20 protein-coding genes are annotated in these 21,895 nt (G+C 41.6%); 11 read left to right on the top strand and 9 right to left on the bottom strand.

Annotation, left to right across the window (positions count from 1 at the left end; all coding sequences use genetic code 11):
- The first annotated feature begins 184 nt into the window (after positions 1-184).
- Genes PV403_RS18795 through PV403_RS18785 form a run of 3 tightly spaced genes read left to right on the top strand, consistent with a single transcriptional unit; the run spans position 185 to position 1,846 of the window.
- Complete coding sequence (locus tag PV403_RS18795; protein ID WP_332085616.1) at positions 185-685, top strand: Lrp/AsnC family transcriptional regulator; 501 nt, start codon at positions 185-187, stop codon at positions 683-685.
- 15 nt (positions 686-700) lie between these two features.
- Positions 701-1,288 (top strand): chromate transporter, encoded by a 588-nt coding sequence (locus tag PV403_RS18790; RefSeq protein WP_332085614.1) that lies wholly within the window; start codon positions 701-703, stop codon positions 1,286-1,288.
- Positions 1,289-1,291: 3 nt separating this feature from the next.
- Positions 1,292-1,846 carry a chromate transporter gene (locus PV403_RS18785; RefSeq protein ID WP_332085613.1) on the top strand — a complete coding sequence of 185 codons (555 nt, stop codon included), beginning with the start codon at positions 1,292-1,294 and terminating at the stop codon, positions 1,844-1,846.
- Between the two features lie 77 nt (positions 1,847-1,923).
- Here PV403_RS18785 and PV403_RS18780 read toward each other — a convergent pair whose 3' ends face one another.
- Both PV403_RS18780 and PV403_RS18775 read right to left on the bottom strand, forming a co-directional pair.
- Positions 1,924-4,299 carry an Ig-like domain-containing protein gene (locus PV403_RS18780; RefSeq protein WP_332085612.1) on the bottom strand — a complete coding sequence of 792 codons (2,376 nt, stop codon included), beginning with the start codon at positions 4,297-4,299 and terminating at the stop codon, positions 1,924-1,926.
- 544 nt (positions 4,300-4,843) lie between these two features.
- On the bottom strand, positions 4,844-5,293 hold the full coding sequence (locus tag PV403_RS18775) for an Lrp/AsnC family transcriptional regulator (RefSeq protein WP_332085611.1): 450 nt from the start codon (positions 5,291-5,293) through the stop codon (positions 4,844-4,846).
- 117 nt (positions 5,294-5,410) lie between these two features.
- Here PV403_RS18775 and PV403_RS18770 point away from each other — a divergent pair, with 117 nt between their 5' ends.
- Positions 5,411-5,965 (top strand): cysteine hydrolase family protein, encoded by a 555-nt coding sequence (locus PV403_RS18770; protein WP_332085610.1) that lies wholly within the window; start codon positions 5,411-5,413, stop codon positions 5,963-5,965.
- A 253-nt stretch (positions 5,966-6,218) separates the two neighbouring features.
- Here PV403_RS18770 and PV403_RS18765 read toward each other — a convergent pair whose 3' ends face one another.
- Positions 6,219-6,560 (bottom strand): winged helix-turn-helix transcriptional regulator, encoded by a 342-nt coding sequence (locus tag PV403_RS18765; protein WP_332085609.1) that lies wholly within the window; start codon positions 6,558-6,560, stop codon positions 6,219-6,221.
- A 353-nt stretch (positions 6,561-6,913) separates the two neighbouring features.
- Between PV403_RS18765 and PV403_RS18760 the strand changes: the two genes are divergently transcribed.
- The 4 genes from PV403_RS18760 (at position 6,914) to PV403_RS18745 (ending at position 10,806) form a co-directional block, all read left to right on the top strand.
- Positions 6,914-7,786: a hypothetical protein gene (locus PV403_RS18760; RefSeq protein WP_332085608.1), complete on the top strand. Its 873-nt coding sequence runs from the start codon at positions 6,914-6,916 to the stop codon at positions 7,784-7,786.
- Positions 7,787-7,831: 45 nt separating this feature from the next.
- A complete protein-coding gene (locus tag PV403_RS18755; RefSeq protein ID WP_332085607.1) occupies positions 7,832-8,674 on the top strand; it encodes a Sir2 family NAD-dependent protein deacetylase in 843 nt (280 codons plus the stop codon).
- 24 nt (positions 8,675-8,698) lie between these two features.
- Positions 8,699-9,277: an HD domain-containing protein gene (locus tag PV403_RS18750; protein ID WP_332085606.1), complete on the top strand. Its 579-nt coding sequence runs from the start codon at positions 8,699-8,701 to the stop codon at positions 9,275-9,277.
- Between the two features lie 62 nt (positions 9,278-9,339).
- The gene (locus PV403_RS18745; protein WP_332085605.1) at positions 9,340-10,806 is read left to right on the top strand and encodes a nicotinate phosphoribosyltransferase; all 1,467 of its coding nucleotides are present in this window, start codon (positions 9,340-9,342) and stop codon (positions 10,804-10,806) included.
- Positions 10,807-10,873: 67 nt separating this feature from the next.
- On the opposite strand, the gene PV403_RS18740 is transcribed toward PV403_RS18745, so the two are convergent.
- Both PV403_RS18740 and PV403_RS18735 read right to left on the bottom strand, forming a co-directional pair.
- Positions 10,874-11,152, bottom strand: a complete 279-nt coding sequence (locus PV403_RS18740) for a hypothetical protein (RefSeq protein WP_213533146.1) — start codon at positions 11,150-11,152, stop codon at positions 10,874-10,876.
- 16 nt (positions 11,153-11,168) lie between these two features.
- Positions 11,169-13,142 carry a heparinase II/III family protein gene (locus PV403_RS18735; RefSeq protein WP_213533148.1) on the bottom strand — a complete coding sequence of 658 codons (1,974 nt, stop codon included), beginning with the start codon at positions 13,140-13,142 and terminating at the stop codon, positions 11,169-11,171.
- 159 nt (positions 13,143-13,301) lie between these two features.
- On the opposite strand from PV403_RS18735, the gene PV403_RS18730 reads away from it, so the two are divergent.
- The 3 genes from PV403_RS18730 to PV403_RS18720 all read left to right on the top strand — a co-directional run bounded on the left by PV403_RS18730 (position 13,302) and on the right by PV403_RS18720 (position 15,323).
- The gene (locus tag PV403_RS18730; RefSeq protein ID WP_213533150.1) at positions 13,302-13,865 is read left to right on the top strand and encodes a hypothetical protein; all 564 of its coding nucleotides are present in this window, start codon (positions 13,302-13,304) and stop codon (positions 13,863-13,865) included.
- Complete coding sequence (locus tag PV403_RS18725; RefSeq protein ID WP_332085602.1) at positions 13,855-14,472, top strand: immunoglobulin-like domain-containing protein; 618 nt, start codon at positions 13,855-13,857, stop codon at positions 14,470-14,472. The genes PV403_RS18730 and PV403_RS18725 overlap by 11 nt, the downstream gene beginning before the upstream one ends.
- A 104-nt stretch (positions 14,473-14,576) precedes the next feature.
- Positions 14,577-15,323: an alpha/beta hydrolase gene (locus tag PV403_RS18720; protein ID WP_332085601.1), complete on the top strand. Its 747-nt coding sequence runs from the start codon at positions 14,577-14,579 to the stop codon at positions 15,321-15,323.
- 93 nt (positions 15,324-15,416) lie between these two features.
- Here PV403_RS18720 and PV403_RS18715 read toward each other — a convergent pair whose 3' ends face one another.
- The 4 genes from PV403_RS18715 to PV403_RS18700 all read right to left on the bottom strand — a co-directional run bounded on the left by PV403_RS18715 (position 15,417) and on the right by PV403_RS18700 (position 21,836).
- Positions 15,417-18,482: a glycoside hydrolase family 2 TIM barrel-domain containing protein gene (locus PV403_RS18715; RefSeq protein ID WP_332085649.1), complete on the bottom strand. Its 3,066-nt coding sequence runs from the start codon at positions 18,480-18,482 to the stop codon at positions 15,417-15,419.
- 157 nt (positions 18,483-18,639) lie between these two features.
- Positions 18,640-19,464 (bottom strand): carbohydrate ABC transporter permease, encoded by an 825-nt coding sequence (locus PV403_RS18710; protein ID WP_213533158.1) that lies wholly within the window; start codon positions 19,462-19,464, stop codon positions 18,640-18,642.
- A complete protein-coding gene (locus PV403_RS18705) occupies positions 19,461-20,333 on the bottom strand; it encodes a carbohydrate ABC transporter permease (protein ID WP_191800315.1) in 873 nt (290 codons plus the stop codon). The genes PV403_RS18710 and PV403_RS18705 overlap by 4 nt, the downstream gene beginning before the upstream one ends.
- Positions 20,334-20,534: 201 nt before the next feature.
- On the bottom strand, positions 20,535-21,836 hold the full coding sequence (locus PV403_RS18700; protein ID WP_332085600.1) for an ABC transporter substrate-binding protein: 1,302 nt from the start codon (positions 21,834-21,836) through the stop codon (positions 20,535-20,537).
- Between the last annotated feature and the right edge of the window lie 59 nt (positions 21,837-21,895).

Genomic DNA, 21,895 nt, shown 5'->3' with positions numbered 1-21,895 from the left:
CTTTGGTCCATAGGATCAGAGAGCTGACTTGCTTCATTGATGTTCAAATATACAAATTGAAAGAAATATATTATATATATGAACAAATCGAACTCAAATTGTTGACTCATCTTACGAAAAGTTATAAATATAGGTGTATAAATTACGTAAAGATCGTTTCGAATTATTGAAAGGTGGTCTAATGATGAGTGAAGATTGGATGGATCAGGTTTTCCCACCTGAGATACCCCACATGCATAACCTCGATGACATTGATCGCAAAATATTAGCAGCCCTGCACCAGAACAGCCGTATATCCTATACCGAGCTTGGTCAGCAAATCGGATTATCCCGCGTTGCCGTTCAGTCCCGAATTAACGCACTGTCCGAGAAGGAAGTCATCGAACGCTTTACGGTTGTGATTAATCCGGTGAAAGTGGGCTTATCTGTATCAGCCTTCTTTAATGTAGATATTGAGCCGCAGTATTTGGATGAAGTGGCAGAGAAGCTTGATCAAGAGCCGGCGGTTACCAGTCTGTATCACATGACAGGCCCGAGCACGTTACATATGCACGGTATTTTCGCAGATATGGAAGAGATGGAACATTTTCTACTAGAGAAAGTATATAAAATGCCCGGGATTGTAAAAGTAGAATCCCAGCTGCTGCTCAAACGCTACAAGAGCCGCATGGGCATGCGCTTATAGGAGGAGACATCAATAATGAACCTACAGCCTTACAAAGAACTGGCCATTGGGATGGTGAGAACCGGTATTTTGGGATATGGGGGCGGACCCTCTGTTATTCCCCTCATCCGCTATGAAGCAGTTATCCGCTATAAGTGGATGGAAGATGAAGAATTTGGAGAAACCCTCGCACTTGCCAACGCCCTGCCTGGACCGATTGCAACTAAAATGGCAGCGTATCTCGGCTATAAGCGAAAAGGAGTCCCCGGTGCCATTGTCTCGGTGCTTGCTCATATCTTGCCATCGAGTATTGCCATTGTTGCTCTGCTCGGGGTAATGTACACCTTAAAAGACTCCAAATATATTGCAGGAATGATCGCGGCGGTAAGACCCGTTATCGTCGTCATGCTTGGTATTATGGCTTATGAGTTTGCCCTGAAGGCATGGAAAGGTCTTGGAAAAGGGTTTGCTATCTTGTTTGGAGTTCTTGCGTTTATCCTGCTTCAGTTGCTGCAAATCCACCCAGGGATTGTGGTTATGCTCTTCCTTGGTTATGGCATGTTCCATCTAAACCTCGTGCAGCGATACAAACGGGACAAACAAAGCGATAAAGGGGTGTCATAAACCGTGGAGCAACTACAAACATGGTGGGAACTGTTTTGGGGATTTTTCGTAGCCAATGTACTTGGTTATGGAGGTGGCCCCGCATCCATTCCACTTATGCAGGAAGAAGTCGTGAACCATTACGCTTGGATGACGAATGAACAATTTGGTGATGTGCTGGCGGTAGCAAATGCCCTTCCTGGACCGATTGCGACCAAAATTGCTGCTTTTGTCGGATACCAAGTAGCCAGCTGGCCTGGATTCATAATCGCTACCTTCGCTACTGTTGTTCCTTCTGCAACAGCACTCATTCTACTGCTTAGCTTACTTAATAAATACCGTACATCTAACGTAGTAAAAGGAATGACGCTGCTTGTTCAGCCTGTCATTGCTGTCCTCATGCTCCTATTAACATGGGAGATGGGGATTGTCTCGATCGAGACAATTAATGTGTGGCAGACTTTGATTATTTCAGCGATTGCACTCTTTATGCTCACGAAAACAAAGATTCATCCCGCATTTGTTATTCTTATCGCATTTGCATATGGAGCGATAGTCTTATCTCATACAATCGTCTAAATGATATCTAAGCGATAAAAGGCCGCTACCCCCTTAATGGGATAGCGGCCTTTTTCTGCTTTTACATCGCTAGGTATTTACTCCGTAACGACAAGACTCACTTTTGATTTCTTGCCGGCAAAGCTGACCGTAATCGTTGCTTTTCCTTTTCCAGTTGCCCGTATGGTACCGTCCTTTACGCTAGCGACCGTGATCCTAGAAGAAGTCCACATCGCTGGCTTCGATACGTCAGCCTCGGAACCATCCGCATAGGTTGCTTCTGCCGTAATCTTTACCGTTTGTCCTTTTTTCAGTGTCAGACTCACTTCATCGGTTTGCAAGTACTTGAGTGTATCTACATCTACGGGTACACTTTCTGATTTACTGCCATATTTAACTGTAATCTTAGCTTTTCCATAGTCTACTGCTTTTACTTTCCCTTTGCTCACTGTAGCTACTTTATAGCTATTCGTTTTCCATTCTGCAGCGCTTGTCACGTCACGTGTAGAACCATCGCTGAGCATTACATTCAGCGTCAGATCTATCGTGTCGCCTGATTTCAGAGAAAGAGAAGATTCTGAAATTTCCATGCGTTCAATGACGTCCACTTCTACTACAATTGTTACCTTCTGATCACCATATTCAGCGGTAATATTGGTCTTCCCCTTGCCGTAAGCAGTAATTAATCCTTTTTTCACATCTGCTATACGGGCACTGCTTGATTTCCAGGTTGCATCATTGCTTACATCCTGCTCATTTCCGTATTCATCGGACGCAGTCAGCTTGAGTTGATACGTTTCTTTGGAGAGCAGCGCTACGATGGGAACGTCAGCTTGCAGGCCGCTCGCAAGTCCTACTTCTACCGCCATGGTAAGGGTTTTACCTTGATATTTTGCAGTAATGGTCGCTTTACCTGTCTTTATTCCTGTAATTAAACCACCTGATGTAACCTCAGCAATCTTCTCATTGCTTGAGCTCCATTCTGCTTTATCTGTTACGATCTCCTCGCGATCTTCTGTGTAAGTAGCAATTACATTCGCTTGCAGGGTTCCGTCTACAGGAACCACCCCTTTTTTGCTTGCCAGTGCTACTTTGGTCGGAATGTCTACGCTAACTGCTGCCTCAACCGTTTTACCGCCATAGGTTGCTTTTACCGTAGTCTTACCTGACTTATATGCCGTCAGATTTCCACTCTCTACATAAGCAACGCTTTCCTCGCTTGACGTCCAGGTTGCTTTGTTCGTTACTTCTTCTGTTACACCGTTTGCGAAGGCTGCCATCACTTTAAACGTGTGCGTTCCGCCTACTTTGAGTCCGAGTTCTTCCTTATCGATATCCAGATGACGAGCAACTTCTACATCCACTGGAATTTCAACTGTCTGATTGCTGTATTTCGCTGTAATCGTTACCGATCCAGAAGCATTCGCATACACCTTGCCACCAATGACATCCGCGATCTTCTCATTACTGGAAGTCCATACCGCTTTTTCTGTTACATTGACCTCGGTATCATCAGGATAAACAGCCTTCAAGTCAATTTGTTTTTTTTCGTTTACATTCATGAAAAAGCTTTGTTCGCTCGCAACCAGCTTACGCGTCTTATCTACATCCACTTCAAGTGTGGTTGTCTTCGTACCGTATTCCGCTGTAATCGTTGCTGTACCTGCCTTGTAGGCTACAATATTACCTTTGAACGCATCAGCAACTTTCTCATTGCTGGAGGACCATACGGCATCTGCTGTAACATCTTTCGTTTCTCCATCTGGGTACGTTGCTGTCAGGATCACTTTCTGTTCGTCCTTTAGCTTTCCATCTTTTAAGAGCAGGGATAACTGCGTGTAGTCCATCTCAATTCGTCTTACGACCTCTACGCCAACTTCAACGGTCACACTTTGTTTGCCTAACTTTGCTGTAACGATTGCTGTACCCGCTGACAAAGCATTTACGGAACCATTAACTACAGTAGCTACTTTGTTGTCCGAAGAAGTCCACTCGGCGATACTGGATACATCCTGTTCTGTGTTATCTGTATAAATCGCTTGGAGAGAAACACTTGCTTCCTGTCCTATACGCAGATCAAGTGCCTGTTTATCCTTCGTTAGTGCCTTTACTTTCTTTGTTACTTTTACATTAACAGCCTGTGACTTGCCATCATATACAGCGACAATTGTCGCCGTACCTTCGCTTTTCGCTGTAATTGTGCCGTTATATACGGAAGCTACAGAACTATCATTACTAGTCCAGTTTGTGCTAATGGTTACATTATTAGATTTACCATCACTATAGACCGCTGTTGCTGTCAGTGTACTGCTATCCCCGTTCTCTAAGCTTAGTGAATCCGTAGACAAAACCAGTTTGCTGATCTCCGCATCTGCAGCAGACACCACGTTTACGGAAACAAGTCCTGTTGTCGTCATGACTAGAACGAGAGCCATAAACGCTGCCATTACTTTTGCCAATCTTTGTTTTATCATGATTTCCCCCCATATCAGTTGAGTAGTCTTCTTCTTTTGTCGGTTAGGGAACTATCGATGTTTAGATTTTAAGGTCTTTTTATTTATTAATTTGGTGAAAATAATTAATTTTCTCCTCATTTTTTTCATTAAAAAGTCTACTATTTTAAAAAATCTAATAAAAATTATAATTTTGTTTCTTATATGTAACATTTGATGTGTATAATAGCTAATGGTGCCATTTATTAATATCGTAAAAGGGAGTTTTCAAAAACATGATTCAAAAACTGGTATTCTGGACTGTTGGGGCTGCTGTCCTTGTCAGTATCGTTATTTTGTCTATTATTTTCTCAAGCGGTGTTCTGCCACCTTTACGTTAAAGACAATTCATAACTAGATATAAGACATAAGTAAAGAGCAGCGATGAACTGCTCTTTTTTAAATGATTTCTTCTTTACCGCTATGTAATCAATAGATGATGTATAGATCTTAATCCATAGAAAAATCAATAGTGTTCCAAAAGCAAGATAGGTATAGTAACTTCGAGTTATTATACCTATCTTTTTTATACTTGTAACATACTAGACAGTGGATTGTGTTTCTTAATGTTTTGTATAGATAAATATATTTTGTAATTTCCATAATCAAGAATTTTATTAAGAAGAACATTTAAATGTTCTTGAGAATTCACCTTTATTTTTAAATGGTAACAACCTTCACCCGATACTCGGTGAGCTTCCACTACCTCTTTTTGTTCATTAATAAAGGATATAAATGATTCATGATTCGCTGTTTTCATATAAATAATGACAAAGGCGGTATAAGAGAACCCTAATTTCATTTCATCTACGATTAGAGAATAGGCTTCAATCACACCACTCTCCTCTAATTTTTTAATGCGATTCCCTACTGCTTGTCCGGTCATATGGATTTGCGCTCCTAGGTCCTTCCATTGAATGCGTGAGTTTTCGGATAGTAACCGGAGGATCTGAAAATCGATGTTATCAAGTTCCATATTAACTTCCTTTCATCATGAAATCATTAGATGCCAAAGCCTTTCATCAAAGTATCGATAAAAACCATGATCTTATTTATCATTGATTATACTAAATCGATTAACGAGGTGGAAAAAATGAGCACAGCTTTAATTATTGTAGATATCCAAAATGACTATTTTCCAAATGGAAACATGGAATTAAGTAACCCTGAAAAAGCAGCAGCTAATGCAGCTAAAATCCTGGAGTGGTTCAGACAAAATAACAAAGATCATATTTTCCATGTTCAACATATCGCAAGTGACCCAGGGTTAGGCTTCTTTCTACCGGATACAGAGGGAGTTAAGATTAATGAAGCTGTACAACCATTGGAACACGAAAGCATTATCATCAAACATTTCCCTAACAGCTTCTTACAGACAGAATTAGAGCAACAATTAAAAGAAAAAGGAATTACCAAGTTAGTCGTTGTAGGTATGATGACACATATGTGTATTGATGCAACAGTTAGAGCTGCAGTAGACCTAGGCTATGAAACCACCCTTATTGAAGATGCTTGTGCAACAAAAGAATTATCTTATCAAGATAAAATCGTACCTGCTGAAGAGGTTCATTATGCGTTTGTCGGCGCTCTTAACGGTATGTACTGCAATGTAGTTTCGACTGCGGACTTCCTGAAACTGAACAACTAATTAATCATTTAAAAAAGTGATTAAAAGAATGCACCTTCTCTGTTAGATAAACATAAGCCCTAACTGGACGATCACTGTGAACAGCAGTCCAGTTAAGGCTTTTTTGTCCTTTGATTACATAAAAAATGCACCCTAATCAATTTCAATAAAATTGATCCGCCCACTAGAATATTGGATTAACTACAAGGGGTTCCAATATCTATATCTATTCTAACCGGCACACTTCAATATCTAGCGAAAGCTGCTATTTTCATTAATCTTCTTTATATTGTTCTCCCCATTGGCACATCTCCTGAATGAGCGGCCAAAGTGTTTGTCCTTTTTCAGTTAGACTATATTCCACTTTTGGAGGGATCTGCGGATACTCCTCACGATGAATCAAACCATCATTTTGCATTTCTTTTAGTGTAGTACTAAGGGTTTTATAAGTGATTTTTCCTAACAGACGTTGAAGTTCGTTATAACGAACAGCACCGTTTTGTGATAGGTGATAAATAATAAGCAGTTTCCACTTACCGCTAATAATCGATAAAGTGTATCCAAAAAACGGTTCCTTGGACTCCTCTTTATTCGTAACTGAGTCATTACTATTCATATCCACGCTATCCTCCCAGATAGTATAAGTTAATAAGTTATATACGCATTCTTTAATATGTATTAACTATATTATATGTCTATAGTCTAGTAAAGCGGGTCTCTTAATGAAGATACATTTTATCCCCAGATTTTAGTGTGTACATAGTCAGCTTATCAATGCGTGAATGCACCCAGTCGTAGTAAGCCTCATTTTATAATTCTTATTTGTGAGACGAACACTATCTATTTAGATAGTATATACCTTAAAAGTGCATACTTGTTTATAAGAACATACGACTTATATAATACACATAAATCCTAGAACATCAGGATCCCGAATTGACCAACCCTATTAGGAGGACAAATTAAATTATGTTATTACAACAGAACAATATAGATATATTACTACAGAAATTAGAAGATGCTGATGCGATCGTGGTTGGCGGAGCTGCTGGCATGTCGGAGGCTGCTGGATACAGCTATTATGAAAAGGGAGAGTTATTCAATAACCATTTTGGAGAATTCGCAAAAAAATACGGAATGGAAAATTTATTTTATGGATTTTATCATCCTTTCCCAACGAAAGAGGAACGCTGGGCTTACCTGGCTACATTATATCAGAAGACTATATATGATCTCGAAGCTGGTCAACCCTACCTTGATTTAGAAAAATTGCTTGAAGGCAAAAATTATTTCATTGTGACAACGAATCAAGATGCACAGTTCTCTAAGGTCTTCCCTCAAGATAAAGTTGCACCAATTCAAGGGGATTCCCGTTATTTTCAATGTAACGATCGTTGTCATGACCAAGTTTATTTTAATAAAGATATGGTTGAAAAAATGTATGAAAACATAGAAGGAACAAGTATACCTACCGAGTTGATTCCAACCTGTCCAAAATGCGGAGGCGATATGGAGCCCTGGGTCCGCTCCTATGTATTTTTAGAAGGTACTGCTTATCGAACCGAACTTAAAAAATATAATGAGTTTCTCATAAAAAACAAAGATAAAAAGGTACTGTTTTTAGAATTAGGTGTTGGAAAGATGACTCCGATGTTCATTAAAGAGCCATTCTGGAATATGACATATCACTGGCCGGATGCCTATTATATTACGATTAATCCAAACGATGCAATATTGCCAGTTGAGCTTATGGATAAAGGACTCGCGATTCATGAGGACATTGCTCAAGTATTGAAAACGGCTGTGAAAGAGCAAGAAAAACGAGCAGGGAATATCGAATAAGTACGGTTTCGTACCTAGAATCAAGTATTTGAATTGGAGGAACTTATGAAAGAAACATATGCAACCGTCTTAAAAAAGATTGAAGAAGCTGACAGCATTGTCATTGGTGCCAGTAACGGTCTTGCCATTTCAGGAGGCTATAATATTTTCGCAGAAAATGCGGCATTTATAGAGAATTTTAGTGATTTTCGAGAAAAGTACGGCATTCGCAGTATCCTGCAAGGATCTTTTTATCCCTTCCCTTCTCAAGAAGAAAAGTGGGCATTTTTTAGCCGGACGTACATGTACTTTTTAGAGAACGAGAAAGTTAGCCCTGCAATGAAAAACCTATATGAATTAGTAAAAGATAAGAACTATTTTGTTATTACATCAAATACGGATGCTCACTTTGAATTGGCAGGATTTTTAAAAGAACGTCTTTTCGAATTTGAAGGGAATTGTCGTAAGTTACAGTGTTCTAACAGCTGTCATGATGATATTTATTCAGGTGATCACGTATTACGTGAAATGGCACAAAAACAGCAAAATGGAAAAGTACCTTCCGACCTGATTCCACAGTGTCCAAAATGTGGCGGTCCGATGCAAATGCATGTAGAAGTTGACCGTAATTTCTTAAGGGATACATCTTGGCAAGCAAGCTATAAAGCGTATCAGAATTTTATTAAGACCGCTCATGGTAAAAAATTAGTATTGCTGGAATTAGGCGTAGGTTATAGAAACCAGTTGATTAAAGCACCATTTATGAATATTACGAACAACGAGGAACACGCGACGTATATTACGTTGAATAAAGGAGAAATTTATATTCCGCAAGAAATCGCCTCCAAATCAATTGGAATCGATGGGGATATTTCCGCCGTATTAGAGCAATTAGTTCAGCTGAAATAAACGAATAGAGATGGGAGAATAAATATGCTTTTAGCAAAAGTTCTAAACGAGCCCACTTTCCATCCAATTAAAGAGTGTTACGAACGATGGTATACATTCATGGAGGAAAAAGTCGAGTTTTGGCTGCCAGATAGTCAATGGCATACGAAAACGCACAGTGCACGCGTGCTGTTACTTGCTCTTATCATCGGGCACCAAAAAGGAATTCGAGATGAAGGACTAGATGCACTCGGTATGGCGGCTGTTTTCCATGATACTCGTCGCTTGGATGATGGTATTGATCAAGGGCATGGTAGCCGGGGAGCAGCGTACTACAAAGAATATTGCGAGGCAAACGAATTACCCTATGATGAAAAAACGTATTTTATGATCTATTACCATGACCAACATGATTCACTTGGTTTGTCAGAGATTGAAATTTCATGCAGTGATCATGAAAAGGCTAAACTGCTCTATCAAATTTTTAAGGATGCCGATGCACTGGATCGTTTTCGTTTAGGTCCAAACGGTTTGGATGTGAATTTTCTTCGGACTGAAGAAGCACGCCGACTCGTTGAGTTTGCTAAACATCTCTTACGTCAAAGTGAAGAAACTAAAATTTAATGTCATAAAAACGATATATAGTGAACAAACCTGACCGTATTTTGTTAGGTTAGGAGGTAATGATGATGAAGAATGATGTGGACGATAGCTTCGCTCTACACACGGACCTGTACCAAATCAATATGGCTGAATCCTATTGGGCAGATAATATTCATACCAAAAAAGCGGTGTTTGATTTATATTTTCGGAAATTGCCTTTTGGAAACGGATATGCGATTTTTGCTGGATTAGAAAGAATTATAGAATATATACAAGCATTTCGTTTTACTGAAATTGACTTGGATTATTTAAAAGAACTTGGTTATCAAGAAGACTTTGTTGCCTTTTTGAGAACGATACGTTTTACAGGAACCATTCGTGCTATGAGAGAAGGTGAGGTTGTCTTTGGAAATTCACCTATTCTTCGGATCGAAGCACCTTTAATAGAAGCACAACTTATGGAGTCGGCCTTACTAAATATTGTGAACTATCAAACACTCATCGCAACCAAAGCGTCCCGAATCAAACAAGTTGCGGGTGACCAGCCCATCTCCGAGTTGGGTACTAGACGTGCCCATGAATTCGATGCTGCCCTATGGGGTACGAGAGCTGCCTATATTGGTGGGTTCTCTAGTACAAGCAATGTTCGAGCAGGTAAATTATTTGGTCTGCCTGTCTCAGGAACACATGCTCATTCCTTTGTACAAGCATATGGAGATGAATATATCGCTTTCCATAAATACGCAAAACGTCACAAGGATTGCGTATTTCTAGTGGATACGTACGACACGCTAAACTCAGGTGTTCCGACGGCAATAAAAGTGGCAAAAGAATTAGGTAACAAAATCAATTTTGCCGGTATTCGTATAGATAGCGGGGACCTCGGTTACCTCTCCAAAGAGGCAAGGAAATGTTTAGACCAAGCAGGATTTGTTGACACGAAAATCTATGCTTCGAATGATCTCGATGAATACACGATCATGAATTTAAAAGCTCAAGGAGCAAAAATTGATGTATGGGGAGTTGGTACGAAAGGTATAACTGCCTTTGACCAACCTGCCTTAGGAGCTGTGTATAAACTAGTCTCCATTGAAGACGAAGATGGACAGATGAGAGATACCATCAAAATTTCTGCAAGCCATGAGAAAGTCACCACACCAGGAATAAAAAAGGTGTATCGCATTATCAACAACCATACGAAAAAATCAGAAGGCGATTATATTGCCCTTGCCTATGAACAACCGGAAAAAGAATCCGAACTTCATATGTTTCATCCCGTGCATACGTACATTAGGAAAGAAGTCAAAAATTTCACGGCGATCGATTTGCACGAAGTGATTTTCGAGAATGGCAAACTTGTGTATGAATGTCCAAAGGTTCAAGAAATCCAACTTTTTGCAAAACAACAGCTTGATCTTCTATGGGAAGAATACAAACGTTCCTTATATCCAGCCGAATATCCTGTGAATTTGAGTCAGGCTTGCTGGGACAACAAAATGAAAAACATTGAGGTAGCCAAGAAATTCAACAGAGAATCTGTAATTATATAAGGTATAACCCCGTTTTAAACAGACCTTATCTGATGAGATAAGGTCTGTTTTTTATTACTCTCAAGGATCATTTTCTAGAAGTGGCAAAGCGGTAGATGATGAGAATGAATGTGAGCAGCGAAGTCAGGATCACAAGAATGGCTGATGAATGATATACCTGTTTAAACGACTCTACTGACCAACCATCCTCTGCTATTAAGAAGGACGCAATTGAATTTGATATTCCTATGCCTTCACTGTTAGTAATGAGACTGACAGAATAATTTTGAGCTAAAGCGATATTCGCGACTATAAAAAGGGAGTTAACTACTAGAAGCAGCAAGATAAACAGGTCAACTTTCCGCATTCCATCCCTCCAAATTTCATTTGATTGGTATCTCAATCTCATGACTGCTCTTTGAAGCAATATCATCTATCTCAAACTGAAGCCGGCATTTGGTTTGTTTGCCCTCTTGCTCCTTGTTTACAAGTGAAGTCGTATAAAAAGTGTATGGTTCTCCTTCATGAGTGAAGTGTGCTGTTGCTATACATGATGCTGCCCACAGGGCTGAATCATAGCGGAGGATCAGCCTTGCTCTGCTGCCGTTCCATATCACCGTGTCTTGCTCGAGAATAGGTTCGATTCGGCTAATCAGCCTTTCCTCTATAGACTCTGCTACCCCCTTCCACTCGAACACATCTTCCAGTTGTAATAAAGATCGCTTCTCACCTTCGGGACATTGGAAGAGAACAGAGCGGGTAAAGCAGTGAATGGGAGCTTCACCATAAGCTTTCGTTAGATCAAGTACTACCTGAAGTTCCTTCTCGCTGCTCTTTGTCTTTAGAACCTTTGCCGAATACGAAGGACCTGACTTTTGCATATGTCCACCGATTACAGGCACACTATGACCGCCCGAAGAGATATTAATAATCGACTCTCTGCCTTCTTGAAAATAAGCTTTGGAATACATCCCTGCGCCTAAATCGCAGAGAAGATTTTCCCCACCGCCATGAATAATAAACTGTCCTAGATCATTGTGATTATGTGGTTCCCCATTATGACCACCTTTTAATGCGAAACCACTCGACTGCCCTCTGCTCACCCACCAACTGAGGTTCGGAAATACAGATGTCCTAAGACCAGCTCGCTCAGTACTGTTAGATGAGGCTGCCATGTGGTGTTGATTTTCATTTTCATTTTCGCTCTCATCTTTTTCCATATGTTGGTCTGTATTACTCCATAGGAAGTTACGAATCAGGTGCGCCCATCTTCTCACAGGGTCATCCAGCATACCAGGAATAATAAAAGGAATATCATGAATGCATCCCGTTCGCTCTGCGATTCGGTTCAGAAGTCCTGACGGAAGCACCTCCCGCTCACTGCTATCCGAAAAATTAACATACACTCCATCCGAAAGATGGATAGATGAGGGAAAGCGAGCGATTGACCGCACATGCTCTGTTGCAAGCAGATCTATTTTCCTATGCGAATATTCTCTCAGCATCTCAGCAAAATAGGTATAGTAACCAAATCCGTATACCCAGTAACCGAGTCCTTCGGCACAGCCTCCATCCGCTTCATAGCCGCTCAGAAAAGATTGCATAGACTCCAGCGTCTGCATCATCGCACTTGCCTTCTCTTCCGGATCATTCATTAGAATAAGCGCAGCCATCCCGCTCCCGCCAGCACATACTGCCGACCAGTTATGCTCTGCACTTCGCCAAAAGAAAGGTCTTTTCTCAGTAAAAACCGGGGTAAGCACCCGTCTTCTCACCTCGGTTCGTATGCGCTCAGCAATCCTGACATCCAGTACCTCTTGGTGCATCGCATAGATTTCGGCAAGCGTCTGTGCTGTCTCGGCTGCAAACAAATCTACCTCTTGAGAAGGGTCTCCTTCCCTTGGCAGATGAGCGGTTAAACACCACGTATACTCTCCGCATATATCCCAGATCACATTCTCTAAGGAAGCTAGATATTGTTGGTGCTCTTGCTTCTCTGTGATGACTGCAGTTACCACAGCAAGTGCATTCAACCTCGCTCTCCGTTCAAAATAAACATCCTCATATGCTTTACGCTCTCCCGTATCAGCAAATTGCCTGAAGATCGCAAAAGAAAGTTCCGGAAGTGGTTCATTTAAAGCCTGAGCAGCTTTCCATCTAATCTGCTCCCAGCCCTTAGTGAAATGAGGTTCTTCTTGGGTGCGACTTAATCTTTGTCTCCAATTCGCGATCCCAAAAGCAAAAGCGGCTGAATCTGCCTCTAATTCTTCAACCCTTGCTGACAAAGCTCCTTTTAAATATTGCCGATCCACATAGGGGCTACTTTCTTTATCCTTATCCGTTCTACTCATTTCCATGGGGGACCAAACCACCTTCAAGAAATTTTGTTTACGCTTTCATCTTACCTTAAGGATGGAAGTTGCTGAAGTATTTTTTATCTTTTTTAAGAATAGGGAACGTTATCCAGCTCAACTGCGTCAAAAGATTATAGATGTTGATGAGAGGGAGCGATTGTCATGACGAAACCAAAGGTAATTGTGCTTGTCTTCCTGGCACTTGCCACGATTACCGGGTGTACCTCAAATGAATCTGCCGCAAAAGTCGAACCTAACTCGGCAACGAATATAGAGAAATCTGTATTTATGTGCCTTTCTGCCCCAACATCTGATATAAACAGCCTGGATCGTTTCCATCTTCGATTCGAATTTGGGGTTAATAACGACATCCTGATCGATACAAAAGAACAGATACTTCGCGTAAAGGTGAGCAGCGATATTACTACCCACGTCAGTGATTTTCAGCTAAATGAAAAAGACATGTCTCTCATCTATGAAGAGGCGATCAGTCAAGGCTTGCTGCGAGAGCAAGACAAAGTCGAGGAGTCCGTAACATGTAATAAAAAACCGCATGAGAATTATAAACTAACCCTTTACCATGAGAGCAGTACATTTCACTATGAATGGAATGAATGTGATAAAGATAAGCAGAACCTGACGAATTTGAAGGACGTAATCATGAATACCTTGCAGAAAAATGAGACTTACATACAACTCAAGGAGGATATGCGCTATGCCGAATAATCATAGAATCTTAAAACGTAGAAAACAGCTGCTTTATTTGCTGCTTGTCACCGGGGTAATGCTCCTACTTGTCTCCTGTCAAAAGGACGTATCTACAACGGGTTCCGATATCAACTCTAGTGGATTCCAGCAAGGAAAAGAGTCTTCCACCCCCTCCCTCAAAGATCGAATCGAAGAAGCAGAAGGAGTCAGTCTTGGTGAGCCATCTACACTTACTCGTTCAGAAAGAGAAGATATTAAACTTAATCTCATAGGTTCAGAAATCGTAATGTGCGGTTTGTCGGAGAAAGAATACATCTTGGGCAATGCAGTCTCATTTCGTATAAAAAATAATACAGACATGACGCTCCACTATGGCGAATTTACAGGAGTCGAAGCGGACATCGATGGAGTATGGACAGAAGTGCATGTTGATCTTAACTACAAGGAACCTCTATATGGACTGGAAACGAATAAAAAAGTGGAACTCGATGCTTATATCACAGAGAAATTGCCCGTCGGAAGATATCGTTTGACGAAGGAAGTATCACTTGTTAATACAGAGGACATGAAGAATGAGGAGGAAGTTGTTCTCATCAGCGAACCATTTATGATTAGAAAAGATTAATCCGGATTTTGTCCATGGATGGCCTTATTTATTTTTCTTATGCTAGAGTACAGAGCCATATTACCCGTTCTCTATTGTACTCATATAGATAAGGAGTTTCGTTCATGAGAAATATGTATCAGCAAGAAGTCGTTTTAGATAAACAGATTTCCATCTATCTCCCGCCTTCCTATAATGAGACTGAGAATTCCGTCAGATTTCCTGTCGTTTATCTTCAAGACGGAATAGATCTCGTTAGCCAAGTATTTAATCTACTGAGTCATAAATTTCGAGTAAAGGAACTGCCCGAACTCATTATCGTTGGGGTTGAACCAAACAACCGAATTCATGAATACACCCCTTGGCCCGCCGCTTCTCTTCGTGGCGCAGATCATCCTGGTTTTGGCGGTAAAGGTGCTGAATATATTGAATACATCACCGATGTTTTGAAACCGCATATGGATAAAACCTATCGTACGCTGGCAGACCCAGAACACACCGGAATCATCGGCGCCTCTCTCGGCGGCCTAGTTTCTCTCTATGCCGGCTATCTGCGGCCTGATGTATTCGGCAAAATAGGAGCTTTATCGGCTTCCTTCTGGTATGAAGGCATGTTGTCTTTTATAGAGACTAACCCGCTCCCTTTACATCATGGCGGTAAACTGTTCCTATCTGTTGGAAGTCTTGAAGGAGTGTATAAAGAAAATATTCAGCGTCACATGGTCCCATACACCCTAAGAGCCCATGAACGGTTATTGGAGAAAGGATTGACCCCGGAGCAACTGAAATTCGTACTCGTAGAAGGCGGAACTCATGATGATGTCTTCTTCGCGAAACAATTTATAGAAGCACTGCACTGGATGTTTGCTTAATTCATCTCAAAATACAGCAATCAAAAAAAGAGCCTTTCTCTTCTCCCGAGAAAGGCTCTTTTTGCTTATACTAAAACACCGTCACTTATTGAATTAACCCTGATTTCGAATTGTAAATTGGAAGGACAATTCGCCTGATGGATCAATTGTAAATTCGTCTAGTACAGGCGCTCCCCAACTGTCATCTCCGCCAACACCCATTTGGCAGCCCGCAATCGTGACTACGGTATGATGCACATTTGGCAGTTCATAATGATGAGTTGCTTGTTCCAGTTCAAACGCCGTGTACGGCGATATTACTGCTTCTACAGGCTGGGATGCCGGAGCCGTAATCAGAATTCCTTTTCCAGTGTCATTCGTGATTGCAACCTCACGAACTCCCGTACGATTACCCGATTCCTGCGGAACGAGATAAGCAGATACATTGTCTTCGGCACGGTTTTTGAAACGTGTAAGTCTTGCTCCCTCCGCACGGTCTGCATAGTTCTCTTCTGGTCCTTTTGCATACCAATCCAGGTTCGCATAATCTGCTGGCACTTTTAAGGACAATGCGAAGATTGGGAACTTCGGTAATCCAGACACCCCTTTATACGTGGAATCTACCTGAATACTTCCGTCTGCAGATACGGTATATGCTACCTTCACTCGTACGTCCTCATGAACACTCAGTTTATAGGTATACGTGATCGTTGCTTGTCCTTCTGATTCTGCCAGCTCCCAGCTTAGTGTACGGCGAGTAAGACTTGCTGCATACCAAGCGGAAGAATCAAAATGGAACCCTGCTCCTTTATCGTTATCCGTCATCGCTCTCCAGAAGAGCGGAGCTGGCGGTGCCGAGATCATCTCACGACCTCCATAGTTCACCGAGATGAGTGTTCCGGCCTGTTTAGAGAACATGATCGAGAAGTCACGGCCGTGTACGCCGATATTCACATCCCCTTCTACCACGCGGAAATCATTTGATAGCGCGGAGCCTTTTGCAGAAATATCTTTTTTAGCTTCTTCCACCAGGAACACATGCTGTCCAAAGCACACTTCATACCCTGCTTCAGCCCATAAGGTTTCTTCCTTGAGCACGAGGGAGCAATCTACGCTATACTCGCCAGGCTGACCACTCACCTCCGGCAAAGTATACGCAATCTCTTTCTCTTCTCCCGCAGCCACATGAACATCCATTCTTCCTGTGAACAACTGCTTTCCTTCTTTGTTCAGCGTGTATACGAGTTCATAAGCATCCGTGCTGACAAAAAGATTCTCATTTCGAATCGTAACTCCCGTAAGGCTTGGCGTAAGCTTCACGTTCTGATACACGAATTTCACTTCCTGCATCTTTGGAGACCAGCGGCGGTCTGCATATACAATCCCATTACCGGAGAAGTTGTAATCCGTAGAACGATCGTCAAAGTCACCGCCGTAGGCCATAAATTCCTTGCCATAACGATCTTTTTTAATTAAAACCTGATCCATGTAGTCCCAAATAAATCCACCTTGGTACATTGGATACTTCTGTTCAAGTTCCGTGTATTTATGGATACCGCCTAACGAGTTCCCCATCGCGTGCATATATTCACAGCTGATATACGGTTTACCTGGATTGTCATTTAGATACTCTTCAATATCTGCTACCTTCGCATACATCCGGCTCTCCATGTCACTCGTTCTGTCATAATTCCGGTCGTAGAATACTCCTTCATAATGTACGAGACGAGTGCTGTCTTTCTCCCGGAAATAATCGGATACATTCAGGATGACGTCCCCAGCATAGGATTCATTACCACAAGACCATATGAGGATGGAAGGATGGTTTTTATCCCGCTCTACCATCGAAATCGCACGATCCATTACAATATCCTGCCATTCCATGTTGTTTCCAGGCACGTTCCATGATGGCTCAACTGCGCCCATCTTCTGCCATGATCCATGGGTTTCCAGATTCATTTCATCAATGACATATACACCATACTCATCACAAAGTTCATACCAGAGCGTCTGGTTCGGGTAGTGGGAGGTACGAACCGCGTTCATATTCCCCTGCTTGATTGCTTTGATATCCCATAGCATATCTTCTTTTGTTATATTCCGTCCTTGACGAACATTGAATTCATGTCGGTTTACCCCTTTGAAGACAATACGTTTCCCGTTTAGATGCATCACTTTGTCTATCATCTCAAATTTACGGAAGCCTACTTTTTGAGGTACCACTTCGACAAGTTCTCCTGCCTCATTGTATAAAGAAATATAAAGAGTATATAAGTACGGTGCTTCTGCGCTCCATAGATTTACATTTCCGGCTGCCAGACGAACCGAGAGATTGTCTTCGGGAGATACTACAGTCTGCTCCGCAATCACTTTATTTTCCGCATCTTTTAGTACAAGTTCCACTTTTGATGCTGACTTGCCTGTCAGTTGCAGATCCGTAAGAAGTGTACCTGCTTCATACTTCTCATCCAGATCTGTCTTTACAAATAAATCTTGAACATGCACTTCTGGAATGGTGTACAGATATACTTCCCGGAAGATCCCTGAGAAGCGCCAGAAGTCTTGATCCTCCAGCCAGCTGCCTGTGCTGCGTTGATACACCTCAACAGCCAGCTTGTTCTCTCCGTCCGTTATATAGGGAGTAAGATCAAACTCACTTGGCGTAAAGCTGTCTTCACTGTAACCGACAAACTCTCCATTCAGCCATACATAGAAAGCCGATTCAACACCTTGAAAAGAAACATAGAGCGGACGGCCTTCCCATCCTTCAGGTACGTCAAAATATTTTACATAGCTGCCAACCGGATTATGGTCTTCTGAAACCATAGGCGGCCTAAGGTTCTCATGTCCATCCCATGGATACATCGTATTTACATACTGCGGGTTTCCGTACCCTTGCAACTGAATATGTCCAGGAACTTCAATCTGAGCCCAGCCCCGGCAAGATACTTCTTTCTTATAAAAGTCCGCTTGGCGTGCTGCCGGCGAAGCAGCATAACTAAATTTCCAGCTTCCGTTCAGACTATGTCGAAGCGGCATCTCTCCACGCTGCTGCGCCTCTTCGGCTGTAGCATAATACTTATGATCGGAATGCGCAGGCACTCTGCCCACAGCGAATACGCTTACATCAGACAACCATGTTGTGCTCGGATTTACTTTTTGCTCCATTACTTGTTTCATCATACATCCTCCATTTCTATATGGGAAAGGACTGCCTGACATCAGTCTTTACTTGCTCTCAACTGATGCCAAGACAGCCTTTCCTATCAAGCTTGAATCCATTTTATAATGCAAGCAGCAAAACGTATTATGAAATGAGATTCGATACCTATTTAAATTACTTAACGGACCCTGTCATTCCTGCTACGAAGTGTTTTTGCATGACAAAGAATACAAGTGCAGTTGGCAGCGTAGTAATGACAATCGCGGACATAATCATTCCGTAATCCGGTGCATATCCTGAACCAAGGTTAGAAATCAAGAGCGGCACTGTCATATTCTCAGGCGACTGCAAGACGATGAGCGGCCACAGATAGTTGTTCCAGCTGCTAAGGAATGTAATGATGGCAGCTGCTGCATACGTCGATTTCATTGTCGGCATGTAAATCTTAAAGAAGAGTCCAATTTCAGTCAGACCATCCATACGCCCTGCTTCCAGTAAGTCTTTAGGAAACATTTTCGAGCTTTGACGGAAGAAAAAGATCAAGAATGCCGTAGTGAATGTTGGTAAAATAACTGCCGATGCAGTGTCGATCCCAAGGAACGGAATGACACTCGATACTTTTGCAAACATTTGATACAGCGGCACCATAATAGCTGCAAAAGGAATCATCATGGATGCCAGCAAAATGTTGAACACAATATCTTTCGCACGGCTGCGATAAATCTCGAATCCGTAACCTGCTGCGGATGCAACGAGCAAAGAAAGAATCGTTGTCACAATCGATATTTTGGCTGAGTTCCAAAGTGCCTGCCACATATCTACACTGTTAAATAGGTTCCTTACATTATCGAAAAGATGTGATCCCGGAAGAAGTCTTCCCTTTGTAACGTCTACTGACATATTCGTTGAACTTGTGATCATCCACAAGAATGGAAAGATCGAAATCAGGGTAGCAAGGATAAGAAATGCATACGTAAAAAATTTCTTCGGTTTACTCATTTTTTATCGCCCCCAATTTTGTTCTGAATGAGTGTCAGTATGATGACCATCACTACGATCGAGTAAGAAACAGTTGCTGCATATCCAAAGTCTGGTGTGTACTCAAATGATAAGTTATAAATATACTGTGAAATCGACATGGTTGAGTTACCTGGTCCGCCTTTCGTGATGTTTACAACTTCATCAAATAACTGCAGGGTACCAATCGTCGATGTAATCGTCGTAAATAAGATCATCGGTTTTAGAAGAGGAATCGTAATTTTAAAGAATTGAGTAAACGCATTTGCGCCGTCAATACGAGCTGCTTCATATACGGATTTGTCGATATTTTGCAAAGAAGAAAGATAGAAAATCATGTTATAACCTGTAAAACGCCAAGTAATCGCAATAATAATGGTTACTTTTGCCCAGAACGGATCAGAAATCCATTGAATCGGTTCTGATATAAGATGGAAATTCATGAGCATCTTATTCACAATACCGTCTCCGCCAAACATGTATTTAAATACAACGGAGTATGCTACAAGGGAAGTAACGGTAGGTAAGAAAATCGCGGTTCTAAAGAACCCTTTAAATTTCAAGTTATCATCATTAAGTAGAACGGCAATAAAGATCGCAAGGACCAGCATGACAGGAACTTGTATGATGAGATAAATAAACGTATTTTTTACTGCGGTAATAAAGTTGCTGTCCTGGAACAAGCGAATATAGTTATCGAATCCAACAAAATCAAGATTCATCCCCCGGCCTGATTTAAAGGAAAGGATCAGCGCCTGAATCATTGGATAAAAATAGAACAAACTGATTGCAAGAACCGGTACGAGAATAAATAACCAGCCTGTTATATTGATACGTCTCTGACTGCCCATGCCTTTAGGACTTCCGGTACTCGCCGCGGTCTTCGCAGTTTTCACACCACTCCACACCCTTCTCAACTGTTTTCTAAAGTATGTTTTTTTGTTTCTCTCTCTTTTTTCTTCATAAAAAGGACCCTTGCCCTTTCCCTCCATCCATAGAGGTTTTCTCTAAAGGAGAAGCAGAAGGAACAAGGGCCCGTATTCATTCATGAATTAACGAATTTGAGTGTCTGCTTGAGACTGCGCATCCTTAAGTACGGAATCAATATCTTTGCCGCCTAGATAGTTTTGCATTGCAACAACCAAGATATCCTCGACTGCGTACGTATTTAGACCATAATTCACGTTAGGAATTTGTTCTGTCCAAGCAGCGAAGTCAGATACCACTTTTTGTCCTTGGAAATACTCATCTTCTGCTTTATAAGCTTCACCCTCGGAAGCCGCTTTGAACGTACCGATTACACCCACTTCTGTATTCAATGTTTGATACAGATCTACGTCGGTACCGAAAGTTGCAGCCAAGAATTCTGCCGCTGCTTCTTTACCGTCTACGTTCATTACATACCAAGAGCTGCCGCCAAGGTTTGAAGCATTCACAGCACCTTCTACACCAGGCAGTTTCGGCGTTGGAACTACTGCCCATTTTCCGGACTGAGAAGCCTCTGCTTTGATCGATGGAGTAATCCAGTTACCTGAAGGAGTAGATGCAACATCACCGCCGTTAAGAGCCCCAACCCCTTGACTCCAGTCAGAAACGACTTTGACGATACCCGAGTCCATCAACTTTTTGTAGGTTTCAAATGCTACTTTCATTGCTTCGTTATTCGCAATGTTTGGCGTTTCACCATCTTCGGTGGTATACCAAGAACCCGCAGATTGAACCATCATACGAATGATTCCGAGGTCATTCGGATCTTGTGTCAGCATCAATTTTCCTGTTTTTTCTTTAATGTCTTTACCGATTTCAATATACTTATCCCAATCAATATCTTGCAGGTCGTCAAGCGTGTACCCTGCTTCCTCCAAGTAGTCTGTTCTGATATACAATCCAGTAGCTCCAGAATCAAAAGGAACTCCATATTGTTTGCCATCTACGCTAGTAGGTCCCACTTTATAATCCGCAAAATTGGCTACATCAATGACATCTGTCAGTTCAAAGAAAGAATCCGGATACGATTGTAGGAAACTTTGTGCCCGGTAATCCTCAATCAGCACAATGTTCGGAAGACCTTTTGTAGATCCAGAGTTAAGGCCTGTGTTCAGCTTCTGCACGATATCTGCTTGTGCGTTCTCTACAACATTAATCTTAAGATCAGGATTTGTTTCCGCATAAGCCTCTTTCGCTTTATTCATTGCTGCAATGTTAAACGCTGGGTCCCATGCCCAGACTGTAATCTCTTTCGTATCTGCACTAGATCCTTCACTAGATTCTCCACCTGAACCCGTAGAACAAGCAGATAGAACGACCGCACTAGCTAACAGGACTGAAAGTACTTTTGGTAATTTGTTTCTCAATGAAATAACCCCCTCAAGGCTGTAATAAATATGGATTTAAAATAAAATAAGATGGAAGC

Source organism: Paenibacillus sp. GYB006 (assembly GCF_036577645.1).
GTDB lineage: Bacteria > Bacillota > Bacilli > Paenibacillales > Paenibacillaceae > Paenibacillus.
This window is presented reverse-complemented; position numbering and strand designations above follow the sequence as displayed.